The organism is Pediococcus siamensis, assembly GCF_047220215.1.
In the GTDB taxonomy this organism is placed as follows: Bacteria; Bacillota; Bacilli; order Lactobacillales; family Lactobacillaceae; genus Pediococcus; species Pediococcus siamensis.
Genome location: NZ_CP178375.1, coordinates 119,106 through 136,627, shown reverse-complemented (window position 1 = coordinate 136,627; position 17,522 = coordinate 119,106). Strand labels below are relative to the sequence as shown.

The following is a 17,522-nucleotide window of genomic DNA, read 5'->3' as shown; positions in this document are numbered from 1 at the left end:
ACTTAACATATCGTTTCGGAAAGCGTTTTATAATCAAACTATCATCAATTTATGCGGATTACAACTCTAAATAATCAAAAAATTCTGAAAAGAAGTACCTATTCTACATCTTTAATGCGCGCGATTACGAGCGTCAGATCGAATTCAGAGAACAAAAACATTCTAATTTGGTCGATTAAATAAATAATTTACAGAACAATTATAATAAATGCGCTTTATTTAACACCGAAATCTTCATAATTGAAACTCAATAACTAAAAAATGCCTCCAAAATCTCGTGTGTGAACTCGAAATTGGAAAGCATTATTTTAATGAAATTATTTTTCTTTAAGCTCATTGGTCAAACGAATAAAATCGACCACTGACAACCTCTCTGGACGAACACCAGGTTTAATCGCCACTTTTTCCAGATGCCTGGTCAAAGCTTCCTTCGTTTCTGGCGCCTTGCCGTAGATACCAAGTAAGTTGTTCCACAAAGTCTTCCGCCGGTGCGCAAAACAGCCATGCACCAGTTTGAAAAAGGCCTCTTTTGAGTATGGCTGCACTGGCCACGGCTCTCTTTGGGTTAACTTCACAATTGCCGAATCGACATTAGGTTGGGGCATAAATGCCGTTCTTGGTACTTCAAATTCTACGTTAACGTTCATTTCTAGCTGAATCGCCACACTTAACGACCCGTACTCTTTTTCTCCCGGATGTGCGTTCAGGCGATCCGCGACTTCCTTTTGCATCATCACAACAATCTGGTCTAATTCAATGTCACTTTGCAACAAGCCCTTGAGAATGGGAGTTGTGATGTAATAAGGGAGATTGGCAACCACTTTTAACGTGTGTTTGCCGTCTAAATGTTCTGCCACCACCTTGGGCAAATCGACCTGTAAAATATCCGCATTGACGATCGTAATGTTGTCATAAGGATCGAGTGTTTCATCAAGGACATTTAATAGGTTTTCGTCAATTTCAAACGCCAAAACATGGTGAGCATGGCGGGCTAACTGTTCCGTCAGTGCGCCAATCCCTGGTCCCACTTCAATCACATCATCTGCTTCCGTAATTTCGGCAGCCGCCACAATATCTTTCAAAATTTGGGGTCGGGTCAAGAAATTTTGGCCGAGACTTTTTTTGGCACTCAAGCCATACCGTTCTAAAATTCCGCGTGTCCGTATAGGATCAGCAATATCAATTTCTTTGGTCATCTTAACTCCTTATTTAATATCCAATTTAGCAACTGCATCAAAAAAAGTATCACGGCTAATCTGAAAAAGTTGCAATCGTTTCACTAATTGTTTGCCGTTCACATAACCGATATTCAGTAACTCACAAAGTTCCTCACGGCGTTGTTTAGCGTGCGTCCCGGCAATCAGATCGGCATCTAACAGGTCTTCACGTGTAATTTGTAGTGGTGCATCCGCAGTTTCCGGATAAACTTTACTCAGGGCCGCGCGAATGGCTTCGGGAGTTGCGTGTTCCACACCGAGGCTGCCCTTTTTGCTAGGAACAGCATCCCGACGCGCCAAAAAGGCATGTTTGACATTGGGCACTTCAGCCGAAATGGTTTTCCGGATTTTCTCACCCGAAAAATCAGGATCTGTAAACACAATCACCCCGCGCTGTTCTTGCAAACGGCGAATCTGGGCAATCGTTTCTTCCGAAATGGCTGAGCCCCTTGTCTCCAGTGTGTCCGCATTAACTGCTTTTTTGATGCGGACCGTATCATCTTTGCCTTCAACGACAATTACTTCTTTAATTTTTTTCATGATCACTTATCCTATAGAATGCTTTAGCATTTTCATACGTCAATTTTCCAGTGAGATCTGGGTCTTCATCCCGCAAGCGCGCCAAGGTTTCCACCACGTAGAGTGTGTACGCGGGCTCATTTTGTTTACCCCGAAATGGTACTGGCGCTAAATAAGGGGCATCCGTTTCTGCCATTAGCCGATCGCTGGGTGTTTGGCGAACAGATTGATGGACCTCATGGGCAGAATTATAGCTCGCCACACCACTGTAAGAAATGTGCATGCCTAGCGCCAGAAACTTATCCAACCACTCTGGATTACCATTAAAACTGTGCATCACGCCACCAAAGGTCTCGACATGCGCGTTTTTTAGAATGGCGTAAGTATCTTCAAATGCATCCCGATTGTGGATGGCAACTGGCACTTTAAGTTCGCTTGCCAATTCTAACTGTGCTTCAAAAACGCGGCGCTGAATTTTGCGCGGCGAACTTGTTTCATAATAATCAAGGCCAATTTCACCTAACGCGACAACTTGCGGATCTTGAAGCTGCTCTCGTAAAGTTGCCGCTTGTGGTTCATGATAATTCTTTGCATCTTCTGGATGCCAGCCCACCACGGCATATACGCCAGAAAAACGGTGTGCTAACGCGATCGCTGCCGCATTAAATTCCGCGTTTGAGCCGACCATGGCAAGTTTAGCCACGCCCAGTTTGTGTGCATGGGCCAAATAGGCTTCTTCCTGCCCTTTAAACGCTGGGTCATTCAAATGGGTATGTGAGTCAAATAATTGCATTAATACCTCCACTTAACAAAAACCAATCTAAGACAGGATTGGGTGTTCACTTTGTCTTAAATTGGTTTCAATTCATCATTTTGTTCACAAAACAACTTTTTTTATTCGACACCAGAACCGTTAATCAAGTCTTTTGAAACTTCAACAACCTGAATATGGCCCTCATGTTCTGCTGATAGCAACATGCCTTGGCTGATTTCGCCCCGCATCTTCCGTGGTTTTAAGTTGGCCACAATCAACACTTTCTTGCCTACCAGAACACTTGGATCTGGATAGTATTCGGCAATCCCCGAAAGAATTTGACGGTCACCTTTGTCTCCCGCGTCCAACTTAAACTTCAGTAGCTTATCAGCACCTTCAACGTGATCAACCGCCTTAATTTCAGCCACTTTAATCTCAACTTTGTCAAAAGCTTCAATTCGAATTGGTTTTTTGGTCGAAACTAATTCAGTTTCGGAATCAGCCTGTGCCGCTTTTTTAGCATCTTCCATAGCTGCACGGCCTTTTTTCTTATCAGATTTGGTCATCTGTGCCTTAATAAAGGCTACTTCGGCCTTAACATCCAAACGTGGGAAAATCGGTGTGCCTTTTGCCACTACCTTGGTTTCCGCAGGTATTGTACCGAATTTCAAATCAACTAAATCTACCGTCTGTGGTTTCAATCCCAACTGAGCCAAAATCTTAGCTGGTGCTTGTGTCAAAATTGGCTGTAATAAATGGGCCAAAATTCTTAAACTTTCAGCTAAATGATTCATAACACTTGCTAATTTAGCTTGATCTGTCGCTGTGTCACTCTTGGCTAATACCCAAGGTTCGGTCTCATCAATATATTTGTTAGAGCGACTGACTAATTTCCAAATCTCAGCAAGTGCATCCGAAAAGTGGAGTGAATTCATTAAGTTGCGGTAATTAGTAATCACGGTTTTAGCCGTATCTTCTAGATCCTGGTCAAATTCAGTTACGCCGGATTGATAGGTTGGAATGACACCATTTTCATATTTATTAATCATGGCAACGGTCCGGTTCAACAAGTTTCCTAGATCATTAGCCAGATCATAATTAATTTTATCAACAAAGTCTTCCGGTGTGAAAACACCGTCGTTGCCGTATGGCATAGCTTTTAAAAGGTAGTAACGCAGGGCATCCAAGCCATAGCGTTCAACCAAAGTTTCTGGGTAGATAACATTGCCCTTCGACTTAGACATTTTGCCGTCTCTCATCAATAACCAGCCGTGGCCAATCACATGCTTAGGCAATGGCAATCCGAGGGCATGCAGCATGATTGGCCAGTAAATCGTGTGAAAACGCACAATTTCCTTACCCACCATGTGGACGTCAGCCGGCCAATATTTTTCAAAGTTGCTCTGATCTGCCGTTCCATAACCGAGTGCCGTAATATAGTTGGATAGTGCATCGATCCAGACGTAAACCACATGCTTAGGGTTGTCTTTAACTTTAACTCCCCAGTTGAAAGTTGTTCGCGAAACGGCTAAATCTTCCAAGCCCGGTTTAATGAAATTATTGATCATTTCGTTCATACGAGTTGCTGGTTGGATGAAGTCAGGATGTTCCTTATAGTACTGTAATAACCAATCGGCGTACTTACTCATCTTAAAGAAATAAGACTGCTCTTTTACTTTTTGGACTTCGTGGCCAGACGGGGCTTTGCCACCAATCACCGTTCCATTTTCATCGCGGTACACTTCGGCTAACTGCGTTTCCGTAAAGTACTCTTCATCAGAAACGGAGTACCAGCCCTCATATTCGCCTAAATAAATATCACCGCTATCTTCCAGTTTTTGAAAGATTTCTTGAACAGCCTTTTCATGATAATCATCCGTTGTTCGAATAAACTTGTCGTTCGAAATATCAAGCAGTTTCCACAACTTTTTGATTCCTGCCGCCATTTCATCGACGTAAGCTTGGGGCGTTGTGTTTAGTGATTCTGCTTTTTGTTCAATTTTGAGGCCGTGTTCATCGGTCCCCGTCAAGAAGAAGACATCTTTTCCTTCTAAGCGTTGAAAACGGGCCTCGGCATCACAGGCAATTGTGGTATATGAATTACCAATGTGTAGTTTCCCCGACGGATAATAAATTGGAGTTGTAATATAATATGTGGGTTTATCTGCCATTGAAAAAATCCTTCCTAATTTCACAAATTTTTTTATAGTTTAATTTAAATTGTTTTAACTTTAAGTATAGCACAATGAACCGCTTCGCAAAGCTTGTTTCCGTCATTAATCCCTCTAAAATAGGCCTAGTTGCAAAGGCCCCAAACCCTCAAAGTTAATCCCAAGAATTTCCTTTAAACGCAAGGCATTGCCAGCCGCATCTTTGCCGCTATTATTATTGAAAATAAAGCACACTTCGTCGGCTTGCGTTTCTAGCTTATGGGCAAGTTGTGCAAAGGCTTGCAATTCAGCCTCCGAATATTTATACAGGGTACGCGTTTTGCGCCAATTTGGACCCTTTTCTGCCCATCCCTTGGCATTTTGTCCATGCAAGCGAACTATCGCTAGTTGGGGATTTGTCACCGTAGCCACGAGTGGTACCCCATTTTGAACAGTTCGTGGCTCATCGACAGAAACATGGGTCATCTTCAACTTTTTTAAATAAAGCATCGTTTCATCCCGTACGGCTGGATCATACCAACTTGCATTGCGAAATTCAACCGCAATCGGTAAGTCGCCCATCAGGACCCGCACATCGCGCAAATAGCGAATATTTTCCGTCACACAGTTAAAGTATGGTGGAAACTGAAAAAGAATCGTCTTCAACTGTTGCCTTTTAACCAGCGGCCGCACCATTTTCCGAAATTCTGTAAAAGCCAACCGGTGCTCATCTGACAAATAATCATCGACGTCAGCAGCGTCATGTAGCGTCATTAATTGATTGGCCTTGAGAATAAACTGAAATTTTTCAGGAACCGCTTTTTGCCAATTTTCAACCGTAGTAATCCGCGGGATCCCGTAAAATGACGTATCAACCTCAACGACGGGAAAGTAACCGGCATATTCTGTTAATTCGACCTTACGCTCTTCTTGTTGAATCAAAGCAGGGTGATCTGTCCATGTTGTTAACCCAATTGTAATCAATTCTGTAGCCTCATTTATCCATATTTATGCCTAGTCTATCACAGTTTTAAGGCGCAAAAAATAGTCAGATGTAAATGGTTGAATGATGACCTAAGCTAATTCAATAAATATTAAGTTCAAGTTTTTTCCTGATCCTAATTAAGTTCTGACATAAGTAAATTTATTAGAAATGGACAACACTTATCAATAATGTTCAAAACGTCTTGATAGGATTTTTGCCAACAAGCGCTTTCATTATGATAAAATTAGATTGTGGGGGTCATTTGTGTCACACACTTTATATGGGGGTAACATAATGCATTTCAAACAACTTTTAATCACTATCATGGCGGCTTTCTCTTTTATACTAGGTACTCTAGTCATACCTGATATAAAAATAAATGCCGCCACAATAATTAGTATGGAACAGGCCTATCAAAATGGAATATTATCCGGAAAAATCAATCCAAGCTATTGTTCAAAAATGGTTTGGCAAGCATTCTGGTTTGGTACTGGAAATAAAAAAGTAGCAACCGGGACACCAGCATTCATTACACCTAAATCATTACCTAATTATTTTTATAAGGCTTACGCGCCTTATAAAGTTGGGAGTTACTGATTATGAGAAAATTCATGGTGCGGCACAAATGTCTCAGCAGTTTTCTCATCATCATTTTCTCGATTCTCGTAGGTACTGGCAGTTATCTTGCCAAAGTCACTTATGATAACTATCAGGCCAAACAAAAAATCGTAAAAACTCTAAAAGCTAACGGCTATTCAAACATTGTGCCCAGAAGTTCCGTGCGCAAAGAAGCAACTGGCCCTTTTAGCGGTATCAGCTGGTATGATTATACTTTTGCAACATCAAAAACCTTGCAAATCAGTCGGCAGTACCAACAACTTAAACTGCACAAGGATACATTCTTGACACTCAAGAATTGTCCCATTGTTTATCGACTCATTTTGACACCACCAACTACCAAGGTCAGTCACTGGACAGTCGAATTATATATGGACACAAATCAGGCACTTAGAGATGACAATCAATCATCGTACATTCAACACCTAAATCAAGTCTCGCACAAAACACTAAAAGTTAGCGAATAATTTTTGCAATCACTACACAGATAATCACCACTAGCAGCAACTAGCTTTATCATTTTGATTAAACAACATTTAAAATTAAAAATACCCGCCACAAAGTGGACGAATCGTCCAACTTTTGACGGGTATTTTGAGTTAATTTTTAAGTTTAGACATATTGAATTAAGCTCATGACAATCGGCACAACGACGATAAAGAGAATCGTACTTGTGGTAACTAAGTTAGTCGCGTATTCCACATCGCCATGTGATTCGTTAGCCAAAATTGGCATTACGGCTAACCCTGGTGCAGCTGCCTGAACAATCAAAGTTTGCATTTCCATCGTTGGAATTGCGTGGCCAAGACTTGCTCCCCACATGATCAGTAAGGTAATCACGATTGGTGACATGACGAAGCGACCCAGCAAAGCAAAAATGGTATCTTTATCAAACTTGATACTCTTTAAACCAGCGTCTGCCAAAACAATCCCAATATAAATCAAGGATAGTGGCGTTACCAGATTTCCTACATAGGTCAAGGTGTTGTTTGCCCATTCTGGTACTGGCAGATTTAAAACCAACCAAACCAAAGCAACTAAGAAGCCCAGCAATGGTGGTGGCAAAAGCTTTTTCCAGTTAAAGTTTCCGGAAGCTTTTTCACCCTTTTTCTTTGTCGGGTCATCGTTTGAGATCAAGAAAACCCCAAATGCCCACGTTGAAACGGTGTTTGTCACGTAGTAAACCAAGAAGTACGGTAAACTAACTGAGCCGAACAGCGCAATATTCAATGGTAAGCCAATGAAGATGGTATTGGCATTGACAACGGTATTCATAAAAATACCGCGTCGTCCCGGACGAACTCGCAGAACTTTGACCGCCAACCATGCCACGATGTAGCCAATAATGACACCACCGAATGAATAAATTAAGCCGCTAGAAAGGCTAATTAATTTATGCAGCGTCAGATATTTCATGACGGAGACAAAAATGGAGGCCGGTAAGGCAACGTTCATAATTAATTTTGAGATGCTACCGCTAAAGTTATCATCAAACCAGCCGATGCGGCGGAGTAAATAACCTAGGGCCATCATGAGTAAAATTGTAACAATGCTTTCAACAGAAGTTATAAAAGCCATGATAAACCTTCTTCCCGATTAGTATTTTGGTTCCCATTTCATTGCTTTAATCGCTTGATCCACATCTGAAATGGTTTCTTTATTTAAGTTTTGATCAACCGCACTTTGCGCTACGGCTTTGGCCACAGTGTATGAGAATTGATCCAATTTGGAAACTGGTGGTAAAACAGCGGCTCCTGGTTTGTCGCCATCAACAATTCCACCCAATGAATGCGCAGCTTTTGAAATCATTTCGTCATTCAAAACCTTGGCTGTTGAGGCAATGACACCCAGCCCCAAACCGGGATAAACTAACGCATTGTTAGCCTGACCGATTTGATAAGTAACGCCGTTATATGTGACGTCAGCAGCAGGAATTCCAGTTGCTACCAGCGCTTTTCCATCCGTCCATTTAATCAAGTCTTCTGCCTTAGCTTCAGCCAATTTGGTTGGGTTGGATAATGGGAAAATCACGGGGCGCTTCGTATGAGCGGCCATTTCCTTCACAATTGCTTCTGTGAAAGTTCCTGGTTGTGTAGAGGTTCCAACCAAGATTGTTGGGTGAACGGCCTTCACAGCTGCTTCTAGGTTCGTTAATTCATCAGCATTGGCAAATTCTGAACGTGAACGGGCGAAAGGTTTTTGTTCTGGTGTCAACGTTGGGTCGTCATCGAACAATAACCCCTGCTTATCAACCATGTAGAAGTGTTTTTTAGCTTCTTCTTCAGATAACCCTTGTTGCAAGAATTCATCATAAATTCGTTTTGTAATGCCCGCACCGGCTGTTCCGGCACCAAATGACATATAGACTTGATCCGTCATTTTTTGCTTGGAAACATTTAACGCACCCAAGATACCAGCTAAAACAATAATCCCCGTTCCTTGAATATCATCGTTGAATGTGGTGATTTGGTCTTTATACTTGTTCAAAATATTAGCAGCATTATCACGGCCAAAGTCTTCAAAGTGCAAGTAAAGTTTAGGGAAAAGTTCTTCTGCAGTTTGCACAAACTGATCAACAAATTTATAGTAACGATCCCCAGTTACACGTTCGTGACGATTACCTAAATACATTGCGTCTTTCAGCAAGGCTTGGTTGTTTGTACCGACATCTAGCACAACCGGCATAACTTGGCTAGGATCGATCCCAGCAGCTGCCGTGTACACCATTAATTTGCCGACTGAAATATCAACACCATTGGTTCCCCAATCGCCGATTCCTAAAATTCCTTCGGCGTCAGTAACAACAATCAAGCGAATGTCGCGGCCATCAGCTGCATTCTTTAAAGTGGTCTTCATGCTATCCGGATCATCAATCGAAAGAAAAGCTGCATTTTGTGATTGAATAAATAATTCGCTGTAGTTTTCAATTGTATCCGCAATCGTTGGATCATAGACAATTGGCATGAACTCAACGACGTGTTGACTAAATAACTTATAGAACAAAACTCGGTTTTCATTAAAGATTTCCATTAAGAAAATCCGCTTTTCTAAATCACTACTCTTGGTTTGAAATTGGGCATAAGTTTGCGCAGCCTGTTCGTCTAAACTTTGAACATACGGTGGTAACAATCCTACCAGGCCAAGTGATTCACGTTCTTTTTGTGTGAATGCAGTGCCTTTATTTAAGAAAGGATCATTTAAAATTTCTACTGGACTTTTTGTCATTTGATTAACCTCCAATTGGTTTTCTTTTCGTATTTACGGGTGCTAGTTTACATGGCGCCCAAAACTATAGTCAAATCTTTAAGAAAGTATTAAAAACATTAATAACATTTCTGAAAGAAGCTGATATAATAGGCTTAATAGGGAGTTTAGTTTTTCAGGGCATTTCGATAGGTTTTAATAGTCCAAAAAGTTATAATAAAAGTAGAACAAAATAGGATAAATAGGGAGGGCGTTATCATGAATAAAAAACTCACCAAATCATCAGATAAGATGATTTCCGGCGTTATTGGCGGTTTTGCAGAATACTTGGGCATCGATAAAACATTGCTGCGGGTTATTTATGCAGCTATTGCAATTCCCGGATTCATCCCCTGCATCATCTTGTATTTTGTGGCAGCTTGGGTCATGCCCGAGAAAAATGCCTAACATGCTTTTATCTCCACTGACTAAAATGGGTCTCTGTCAAATTGTATTGGTGGAGATTTTTGAAAAGCATGTTCACTTCGGTGAATGTGCTTTTTTTGTTTACGCATAAATTAAACTGATACGAATGAAAAAGTTATGAATATTTTGAAAACCAAAACAGCTACGCTTTAACACCTTAATTTTACGATTTAGTCCTTCAATAGGACCGTTGGAATACGGATAACGACAACTATTGAGAACAGCAGGACCATTCTTTATTAAAGTTGAGATAGTAATATCCATTTGGTTGCCAGCCGCCTTGTAGTTGGCAATCAAGGTTTTAAATCCAACCGCATCTTTTTGTTGAATGGCTGTTAGAATTCCTTGATAGGTTTGATACACAGTTTTAAATTCTGGAAATTCATCTAAGGCTAGGTCAATGGCGTTCTGTTGGGTCATGTATTCGTTGATACCGTGTAAATAGATAAGTTTAGTATCATTGACCTTTTCTTCTGCCAAATGGAACAAACGCCATTGCGATTTTAGAATGCGATAAACTCGGGAATGCTTATCTTGAAAAGTATGGATCACACGTGTACGTTCGTTATCCAGTGCCCGACCGGCAAGTTGAATAATGTGGAAACGGTCAATGATGGTTATTGCCTTAGGAAATAACCGATGAATAAAGCCAGCATACTCAGCATTCATATCAACGGTGATTGTTTGAACTTTCATACGTTCTTGAACTGAATAGCGAGCTTCAAAGTAATCAATGATATCCTTACTAAGGCGATCCTTAAGAATCACAATGCGGCGATGACTAACGGCATCGCAACAGTTAAAGGACATTAGATGATTACAGGAACGGAATTCATCAAAACAAAGATTTTGGGGGAGTGTTTTAACACGATAAGCTAAGTGAATATTCGCATTTAAAATGCGTTGAACACTACTTGGTGAAATCCCACAAATCTTAGCGATTTCTTTACTGGTCAGCATATCCCGAGCCAGAACAATTACTTGATGTTTCACATTATGCGTAAAAGTTTCATTACGTTTAACGAGGTTAGTTTGAGCACCACAGGTTTTTAAACACCGTTTACATTGATATCTTTGTCGTTTTAGCTGCATCTCATAACGTCCACCTGATAAGGTTCCCAATCTTAGATGGCCAATGTGAGTTCCATTTTTGATTAGAGATTTATGGCCACAATGAGGACATTTTAAAAGTTGATAGGAAAGGATAGCGTGAACGACATGAACGTGTTGCCCATTGGGATAATGTTCCTTAGTAATCTCAGTTACAGTTAAATTAGGGTCTGTTATTTCGAATAGGCTTAGGATAGAATTAGTTAGGGACATTTGTTTTTCCTCTTTTCGATTTTATTTGGCGATTAAATCGTAACACAAAGAGGGCAAATGTCCTTTTTTTTTTCAAAATAAAAACTGGTATCAGTTATTCACCAATACCAGAAAGTGTAGACCCACTAAAATAGCTAGCTATGTTATGCATGCGTGTTGACCATGCAATCGTAGTTAGCTATTCATTTTTATTAAAAATTTAATTTTACTCAGGTGACGCCATTTATGAACATTAAAGATTTTGAATATTTCCAAGCCATGATTGAAGAACATAATTTTTCGCGTGTGGCAACTCGCTTTCAGGTCAGCCAACCCACAATTAGCACGGCCATTAAGCGCCTTGAAACTGAATTTGAAACCCAGCTTTTCATTCGTGATGCCAGTGAACATCGGCTAACAACCACACTTAGTGGTCAACAGCTCGCCGAACACACAGATGTGATCTTGGATCAGGTCCGGGTCGCCCAAAATGAAATTCGTAACATCAACACCGGTAAGATCGTTTTGGGACTACCACCCGTGATTAGCCAGACCTATTTCCCCCAAATTGCAGCTGCCCTAGCCAAGCAGAAGTTGCTCCGGCAGATCATCCCGGTTGAAAAGGGATCCGCTGAGCTATTAAAGCTGCTTTTAAACGGTACCCTTGACCTGGCCTTAGTTGGTTCTGTGCAGCCTTTTGACTCCGCGCGGTTATTCAGCCAAACCTTTGCACAAACTAAGTTTAACATTATCGTCAGCAAAGACCATCCACTTGCTCACGAAAGGCAAGTTTATTTTCGCGATCTCAAGGACTTTAATTTTATTACGTTTGGCAGCAGTTTTGTGCATTCGGAAGCTTTGAAGCAACTTAGTCATGCCAATCATTTCCGCCCGCAAATCATTTATAAAAGTGATGATCCGCAAGTCATTCAAGGCATGATCGCCAACAACATTGGCATCAGCTTTTTAGCTGAATCCGCGATTACTAATCCCGACGTCGTCTCCTTAGAACTGCTAGATGAGCCACAGCCGAGTTTTTACATGAGTCTTGCTTATCGAACCAACCACATTTTTTCCCCCGTTCAGCAAAGAGTGGTCGATATCTGCTTGCAATTGAACTAGTTTTAAAGCGAAGCAAACACAAAAAAAGTTTCGAGAAAATCTCGAAACTTTTTTTAATAGTATTTTTCACTAATATCTTTCAAATTGTCTGATAACTAGAATTTCATCTTCAGACAGTTGACCGCCTAAGTGGCCAATTAAGCTCCGTCCGACTTTACGATAGTTCTTACGAATCTGTGTAAAGCACAAATCAATAACGGCAATTAAAAACGTGACAATCATCGCACTATCCTGTGTCAACGCTGTCCCGAACAGGTTAACCGTATCACCACTTAAAACCGTTCGCACAAAAGCGTAAATCATCACCAGATCCAAAAACATTTGCAGGCGCATTAACCCCCGCATGCGATTTTTCAATTTTACTAACTGCCGAAAAATCTCCTGACGCTTCATGGCTCAAATCTCCTTCACTAATAAATCCTCGCTTATCGGCATCCATTTGTTATCTCTAGTTTATGCCAATTTGAAGTTAAGGTAAACTGATTGAAACTCGTTTAACGAATTGTGTAGGCCAAACCAAACTGATGATAAAAATCTGCCACCGACAGACTATACAATTCTTTAAAGTAGGTATCCTGCTCAGCTTTAGGCGGCGAAGGTAACACAAATGCATTTTGATGGTCCGTGATTCCCAATCCCACGTATGCGCGCTGGTGTGTTTTAAGATCTTGAACGTCCGAATGGGTAATCTGAAAAAGCTGACGAATCTCTAAACGCAACTGGCGTTGACTAAATACGCTGCTAAGGGTCACAAATTCATTTCCACCCACCGTTGCCAACCCCCAATCCTTTAATTGGCGATCAAACGCCGCAAACAGCTTTACGACTGTTCGGCGTAATGTAAATGGCGAGTTCGTTTTCTTTTCTGTCAGTTGCGCATAGATCTGTTTTGCACCAGCCAAAGTCAATGGATAATCTCGTTTAAACTGCGCTTCAACTTCAGTAAAGCGAGCGCCAAAAAAGACTAACGCGTCTAAAACCGTCATTAATCGTAAGTGCATCATGGTGTCCGGTTGACTGTTTGCTTCGGGTGTAATTGTCTTAATAACTCCCTTCAAATAAGCAGCTTCGACGTCGGCAGTGAGCAGGCCGTGCTGTCTTTGCCAGTCATAAATATAGAGATGCGTCGCCGTATCATACAAAGCCGTCGTCATTAACATCAGCTGTTCATCGAAGTCTTTGTGACCGCTTGTTAAATTAAATTGGATGGTCGGAAAGCCTTGAGTATCCATCAAGGCATGCAACAGTTCGTGTGACAGGGTATAGTCCAATGCCGTGACATCTTTGACGTGAATAACCAATCGCTTTTGATCACGGGTTTGATAAGACTGATCATAACGGACAAAACCGGCTTTTTCCTCACCAATATCCAAACTTATTTCATTTTTACTTGCCGCTTTAAGTTGCGTTAACAAGGCTTGTACTTCATCACTTAATTTTATGTTCGCCATTTGAATTCCTTTCATTTCGCAGTTTGTTTAAAATGCGCTTGGCTGTGGCTTCATCCACCCGCTCTGCACGGCTTAATTCGGCCTGAGCAGCAGTCAGTTCAGATTCGTGTGCCCCCACATTGAGAAGTAACGATTTGGCCTGCAACCGCATGTGTCCCCGTTGAATTCCTTCCGAAACTAAAGCTTTGAGTGCCGCTAGGTTTTGTGCAAGGCCAACACTAACGATTACCTCTTCTAACTCAAGAGCGTCTTGTACTTGAAGCAGATGTTGATTGAGCTGTGCCATGGCGTTTAACTTAATCGAACCACCCACGAACCCTACCGGTAACGGCAAGGTTAGTTTGCCGATTAGCAGTCCACCTTTTAACTCCCAAGTACTTAATCCTCGGTATTGTCCGCTGCTAGCCGCAAAGGCATGGGCAGCACTTTCAATTCCGCGCCAATCATTGCCCGTTGCCATCACAACTGCATCAATTCCATTCATGATTCCCTTGTTATGGGTTGTCGCTCGATAAGGATCGACCTGAGCCGCTTGACTCGCAAGCACAATTTTTTTTGCTAGTTCTTCTCCCGTAATGGTTTGGGACGCCAGCTGTGCCACCGGAATCTGACACGTTGCACTAGCTAAGCTGCGATCGGCCAAATTACTCAAAATAGCCATCAGACTAGTTTGTTGCCAGGTAGTCTCCACATAATGGGCAACGGCTTCTAACATTGAATTGATCATGTTAGCGCCCATGGCCTCTCGCGTATCAATAAAAACGTCCAAAGAAACGAACTGCTTCTCAAGTTGTCGAACCCGAATTTCCTTCGCACCACCACCGCGTTTGACAATTGAAGGATGCGCGGCATTCGCCACCGCCAAAATTTGGGCTTCATGGTCGGCTAACTGTGCACTTAATTCTTGCGGAGCCGTAACCTGAGCCATTAAAACCTGGCCCATCATCAAGCGGCCCGTTGTGGTCGCCTGAATGCCGTTTGTGCGGGTCAATTTTGCCCCGTTACTAGCCGCAGCAATGACTGAGGGCTCCTCTGTTACCATCGGTACGATCCGTTCCTGTCCGTTAATCTTAAAATTCACGGCGATTCCTTCGGGCACTGGATAGTCCGTTAGATAATTCTCAATTACTGTACTGCCTTTAGAACCTTGCTGGGCCTTAATGAGCTGTAATTCAGTCGTTGTTAGTTGCGTTTTTTCTTTTAAAACGGCCAGCCGATGTGCATAATCTTGTTTATAAAAATGTTTCAAATCCATGCCTTAAAGTCTCCTAAATTAAAAAAGCTGGGTAATTTCTACCAGCATTTCATCTCAAAAAGCAACCTAACTTGTCCTGCGCCTGTTCTTAGTCACTATCGCGACTGTTACTTTTGATGTTGCACATATTCGGAGATAATCCCTTCACGAACACCACTTTCTGAGAAGATAACCCGATCCGCATCTAAGAGTTGCAACAGCATCACTAAGGGTAAAATTCCTCCAATAATAATATCGGCACGCTGCGTTTCTAAACCGGGCATTTTCTTTCGGTTTGTCAAATTTCGGGACAACAACGCCCGAAAAGTCTTATTGACCACTTCGGTTTTCAGCCGGTAGCCATGGATGTTATCCACCCTTAACAAACCTTGGCGTTGCCGATTCATTCGCGCAAGTGTCCGGTTGGCGCCCCCGAGGAGCACAATGGGCAGTTGCACCGCATCCATAATCCACCAAATATCGCGAAATTGTTTATTCACAAAAGTCTGGGCAGCAAACAAACGATCTGCCCGCACCACATTGTTCAGGTGAAACCGTTCTGACAAACTGACCGCACCGAATGGGACACTGATCAAATTGCGTGGTTTGCCGTTCTTCACATGAATCAGCTCACAGCTGGCCCCACCGGTATCTAAAATTAAGCAGTCCTTAATTTCTAGAGAATTCATCACACCCAAATAATCATAGTAGGCTTCATCATTGCCCGACAAAACATCCAATTGGATACCAATCTCGCGTTGCACCTGTTCCAAGAACTCGGTTTGATTACGTGCCACACGGACAGCCGCCGTGGTAATCCCGCGCACCGTTCGGTTAGGATAGGACTCATAGATCCGCTTGAACCGTTTTAATGCAGCTAGTGTGCGTTCCATTGCCACTGGCTGCAGAATATGATTGCTTCCCATCCCTTCGGAAATACGCGAGTCTTCTTTAATCCGGCGAACTTCACGGAAAGTCCCGTCATCATGAATTTCGTTAATCGCCATTCGGACTGAATTAGATCCCAAATCCACAATTACCAAGTTTTCCATTTCTGCCACCTCAATTTTTCTCGAAAATTTTATTGATTATATTCTACCATAGTTTCGCGCTAAAAATACGCATCGTTCCGATTACAGCCACTTACTTGCAACAACTAATACTAACCCTATTTTCTTCCGACTCATCGTCGTGTTGGAATTAGGTTTTAAAATTAAAAACACGTTACTGGTGCCGTTTGGAAAGACTTCCCAACAGACCAGTGACGTGTTTTCATTAATTTATAGCGCCTACTCCCCAAGTAGCAACGCGCTACCCAACCGCATCTCCTTAAACTTGTCTTACTTAAAGTAGTTAATCCCCATGGCATCCCGAACTTCGTGGAGCGTTTGGTCGGCTACCTGATTGGCTTTTTGGCTACCCTGCTTCAAAATCTGGTAAACACCGGGAATGTCTTGTTCATACTGAGCCCGTCGCTCACGAATGGGCTGTAAGACTGCCTGTAAAACGTCATTTAAATAACGTTTAATTTTAACATCGCCTAGTCCACCAGCTTGATACTGTGTTTTAAGTTCAGCCACTTTGGCCTTGTCTTCATCAAAAATATCCAAATAAGTAAAGACGGTATTTCCTTCAACGTGACCAGGATCGGAAACCTTAATATGTTGCGGATCGGTGTACATCGACATCACTTTTTTCTGAATAGTGTCGGCATCATCCGAAAGATAAATCGCATTGTTAAGTGACTTACTCATCTTCGCATTACCATCTAGACCTGGAATACGTCCCAAACCCTTAGGCGGGAAATAGCCTTCGGGTTCAACCAAAATCTGTTGGCCATAAACACTGTTAAAACTGCGCACAATTTCACGTGTTTGTTCAAGCATCGGCTCTTGATCATCCCCCACAGGAACTGTGTCCGCTTTAAACGCCGTAATATCCGCCGCTTGACTAACCGGATAAATGAAGAAACCGGCCGGGACACTTTCCCCAAACTTTTTTTGCTTGATTTCTGTTTTAACCGTTGGATTGCGTTCTAATCGTGAAACGGTCACCAAATTCAAGTAGGTTTCCGTTAAGGCACTCAGCGCCGGAATTTGTGATTGCACTAAAATAGTAGACTTTTGCGGATCAATACCGACTGCCAAATAATCGAGGGCGACTTGAATCAAACTGTTGCGAATCTTTTCCGGATCACGCGCGTTGTCGGTTAAGGCCTGCATATCAGCAATCATGATGTAGGTATCGTAATCTCCCGTATTTTGCAATTCCACGCGGTTCTTTAAGGAACCCACGTAATGCCCAATATGGAGCTTGCCAGTGGGCCGATCACCCGTTAAAATCACATGTTTTTTTGTCAATTGAAAGTCTCCTTTATATTTTAATTACGGAAATAAAAAAAGTCCTATCACTAATCAATATTAGTAATAGGACGATTTCACCGTGGTGCCACCTACTTTGCAGAATCATTCTGCCACTCATTGCAGCTACCGGTGCCCCGT

17 protein-coding genes are annotated in these 17,522 nt (G+C 42.0%); 4 read left to right on the top strand and 13 right to left on the bottom strand.

Annotated features, from left to right (window positions below; all coding sequences use genetic code 11):
- Positions 1-317: 317 nt before the first annotated feature.
- The 5 genes from rsmA to ACLJJ6_RS00595 all read right to left on the bottom strand — a co-directional run bounded on the left by rsmA (position 318) and on the right by ACLJJ6_RS00595 (position 5,624).
- The gene (rsmA, locus tag ACLJJ6_RS00615) at positions 318-1,196 is read right to left on the bottom strand and encodes a 16S rRNA (adenine(1518)-N(6)/adenine(1519)-N(6))-dimethyltransferase RsmA (protein WP_412989547.1); all 879 of its coding nucleotides are present in this window, start codon (positions 1,194-1,196) and stop codon (positions 318-320) included.
- Positions 1,197-1,205: 9 nt separating this feature from the next.
- Positions 1,206-1,757, bottom strand: coding sequence for a ribonuclease M5 (rnmV, locus tag ACLJJ6_RS00610; RefSeq protein ID WP_412989546.1), 552 nt, complete (start codon positions 1,755-1,757; stop codon positions 1,206-1,208).
- Positions 1,744-2,529, bottom strand: a complete 786-nt coding sequence (locus tag ACLJJ6_RS00605) for a TatD family hydrolase (RefSeq protein ID WP_412989545.1) — start codon at positions 2,527-2,529, stop codon at positions 1,744-1,746. The genes rnmV and ACLJJ6_RS00605 overlap by 14 nt, the downstream gene beginning before the upstream one ends.
- 101 nt (positions 2,530-2,630) lie before the next feature.
- Positions 2,631-4,661 carry a methionine--tRNA ligase gene (metG, locus tag ACLJJ6_RS00600; RefSeq protein WP_412989544.1) on the bottom strand — a complete coding sequence of 677 codons (2,031 nt, stop codon included), beginning with the start codon at positions 4,659-4,661 and terminating at the stop codon, positions 2,631-2,633.
- Positions 4,662-4,775: 114 nt separating this feature from the next.
- Positions 4,776-5,624, bottom strand: a complete 849-nt coding sequence (locus tag ACLJJ6_RS00595; RefSeq protein WP_412989543.1) for a DUF72 domain-containing protein — start codon at positions 5,622-5,624, stop codon at positions 4,776-4,778.
- A gap of 295 nt (positions 5,625-5,919) precedes the next feature.
- On the opposite strand from ACLJJ6_RS00595, the gene ACLJJ6_RS00590 reads away from it, so the two are divergent.
- Positions 5,920-6,222 carry a hypothetical protein gene (locus tag ACLJJ6_RS00590; protein ID WP_412989542.1) on the top strand — a complete coding sequence of 101 codons (303 nt, stop codon included), beginning with the start codon at positions 5,920-5,922 and terminating at the stop codon, positions 6,220-6,222.
- A gap of 2 nt (positions 6,223-6,224) precedes the next feature.
- Complete coding sequence (locus ACLJJ6_RS00585) at positions 6,225-6,710, top strand: hypothetical protein (RefSeq protein ID WP_412989541.1); 486 nt, start codon at positions 6,225-6,227, stop codon at positions 6,708-6,710.
- 145 nt (positions 6,711-6,855) lie between these two features.
- On the opposite strand, the gene ACLJJ6_RS00580 is transcribed toward ACLJJ6_RS00585, so the two are convergent.
- Both ACLJJ6_RS00580 and ACLJJ6_RS00575 read right to left on the bottom strand, forming a co-directional pair.
- Positions 6,856-7,821: an AEC family transporter gene (locus ACLJJ6_RS00580; RefSeq protein WP_412989540.1), complete on the bottom strand. Its 966-nt coding sequence runs from the start codon at positions 7,819-7,821 to the stop codon at positions 6,856-6,858.
- 18 nt (positions 7,822-7,839) lie between these two features.
- The gene (locus tag ACLJJ6_RS00575) at positions 7,840-9,483 is read right to left on the bottom strand and encodes a malolactic enzyme (RefSeq protein ID WP_412989539.1); all 1,644 of its coding nucleotides are present in this window, start codon (positions 9,481-9,483) and stop codon (positions 7,840-7,842) included.
- A 222-nt stretch (positions 9,484-9,705) separates the two neighbouring features.
- On the opposite strand from ACLJJ6_RS00575, the gene ACLJJ6_RS00570 reads away from it, so the two are divergent.
- A complete protein-coding gene (locus ACLJJ6_RS00570) occupies positions 9,706-9,894 on the top strand; it encodes a PspC domain-containing protein (RefSeq protein ID WP_412989538.1) in 189 nt (62 codons plus the stop codon).
- 99 nt (positions 9,895-9,993) lie between these two features.
- Here the strand turns inward: ACLJJ6_RS00570 and ACLJJ6_RS00565 are convergent, their stop codons facing one another.
- Complete coding sequence (locus tag ACLJJ6_RS00565) at positions 9,994-11,235, bottom strand: ISL3 family transposase (RefSeq protein ID WP_412988180.1); 1,242 nt, start codon at positions 11,233-11,235, stop codon at positions 9,994-9,996.
- Positions 11,236-11,460: 225 nt separating this feature from the next.
- Between ACLJJ6_RS00565 and ACLJJ6_RS00560 the strand changes: the two genes are divergently transcribed.
- Entirely contained in the window at positions 11,461-12,336 is an 876-nt protein-coding gene (locus ACLJJ6_RS00560) for a LysR family transcriptional regulator (protein WP_412989537.1), read from the top strand.
- Positions 12,337-12,405: 69 nt separating this feature from the next.
- Here the strand turns inward: ACLJJ6_RS00560 and ACLJJ6_RS00555 are convergent, their stop codons facing one another.
- The 5 genes from ACLJJ6_RS00555 to trpS form a co-directional block, all read right to left on the bottom strand.
- Positions 12,406-12,729, bottom strand: coding sequence for a hypothetical protein (locus tag ACLJJ6_RS00555; RefSeq protein ID WP_412989536.1), 324 nt, complete (start codon positions 12,727-12,729; stop codon positions 12,406-12,408).
- Between the two features lie 101 nt (positions 12,730-12,830).
- A complete protein-coding gene (locus ACLJJ6_RS00550; RefSeq protein WP_412989535.1) occupies positions 12,831-13,787 on the bottom strand; it encodes an IpaB/EvcA family protein in 957 nt (318 codons plus the stop codon).
- A complete protein-coding gene (locus tag ACLJJ6_RS00545; protein WP_412989534.1) occupies positions 13,765-15,042 on the bottom strand; it encodes a hydroxymethylglutaryl-CoA reductase, degradative in 1,278 nt (425 codons plus the stop codon). Before ACLJJ6_RS00545 ends, ACLJJ6_RS00550 begins: the two co-directional genes overlap by 23 nt.
- Positions 15,043-15,149: 107 nt before the next feature.
- Complete coding sequence (locus ACLJJ6_RS00540; RefSeq protein WP_412989533.1) at positions 15,150-16,073, bottom strand: exopolyphosphatase; 924 nt, start codon at positions 16,071-16,073, stop codon at positions 15,150-15,152.
- A gap of 288 nt (positions 16,074-16,361) precedes the next feature.
- Positions 16,362-17,381 carry a tryptophan--tRNA ligase gene (gene trpS / locus ACLJJ6_RS00535; protein WP_412989532.1) on the bottom strand — a complete coding sequence of 340 codons (1,020 nt, stop codon included), beginning with the start codon at positions 17,379-17,381 and terminating at the stop codon, positions 16,362-16,364.
- Positions 17,382-17,522: the final 141 nt, after the last annotated feature.

Coding starts and splice junctions, on each gene's coding strand:
- rsmA (WP_412989547.1), bottom strand. CDS start 1,196: ATGACCAAAGAAATTGATATTGCTGATCCTATACGGACACGCGGAATT.
- rnmV (WP_412989546.1), bottom strand. CDS start 1,757: ATGAAAAAAATTAAAGAAGTAATTGTCGTTGAAGGCAAAGATGATACG.
- ACLJJ6_RS00605 (WP_412989545.1), bottom strand. CDS start 2,529: ATGCAATTATTTGACTCACATACCCATTTGAATGACCCAGCGTTTAAA.
- metG (WP_412989544.1), bottom strand. CDS start 4,661: ATGGCAGATAAACCCACATATTATATTACAACTCCAATTTATTATCCG.
- ACLJJ6_RS00590 (WP_412989542.1), top strand. CDS start 5,920: ATGCATTTCAAACAACTTTTAATCACTATCATGGCGGCTTTCTCTTTT.
- ACLJJ6_RS00585 (WP_412989541.1), top strand. CDS start 6,225: ATGAGAAAATTCATGGTGCGGCACAAATGTCTCAGCAGTTTTCTCATC.
- ACLJJ6_RS00580 (WP_412989540.1), bottom strand. CDS start 7,821: ATGGCTTTTATAACTTCTGTTGAAAGCATTGTTACAATTTTACTCATG.
- ACLJJ6_RS00570 (WP_412989538.1), top strand. CDS start 9,706: ATGAATAAAAAACTCACCAAATCATCAGATAAGATGATTTCCGGCGTT.
- ACLJJ6_RS00565 (WP_412988180.1), bottom strand. CDS start 11,235: ATGTCCCTAACTAATTCTATCCTAAGCCTATTCGAAATAACAGACCCT.
- ACLJJ6_RS00560 (WP_412989537.1), top strand. CDS start 11,461: ATGAACATTAAAGATTTTGAATATTTCCAAGCCATGATTGAAGAACAT.
- ACLJJ6_RS00555 (WP_412989536.1), bottom strand. CDS start 12,729: ATGAAGCGTCAGGAGATTTTTCGGCAGTTAGTAAAATTGAAAAATCGC.
- ACLJJ6_RS00550 (WP_412989535.1), bottom strand. CDS start 13,787: ATGGCGAACATAAAATTAAGTGATGAAGTACAAGCCTTGTTAACGCAA.
- ACLJJ6_RS00545 (WP_412989534.1), bottom strand. CDS start 15,042: ATGGATTTGAAACATTTTTATAAACAAGATTATGCACATCGGCTGGCC.
- ACLJJ6_RS00540 (WP_412989533.1), bottom strand. CDS start 16,073: ATGGAAAACTTGGTAATTGTGGATTTGGGATCTAATTCAGTCCGAATG.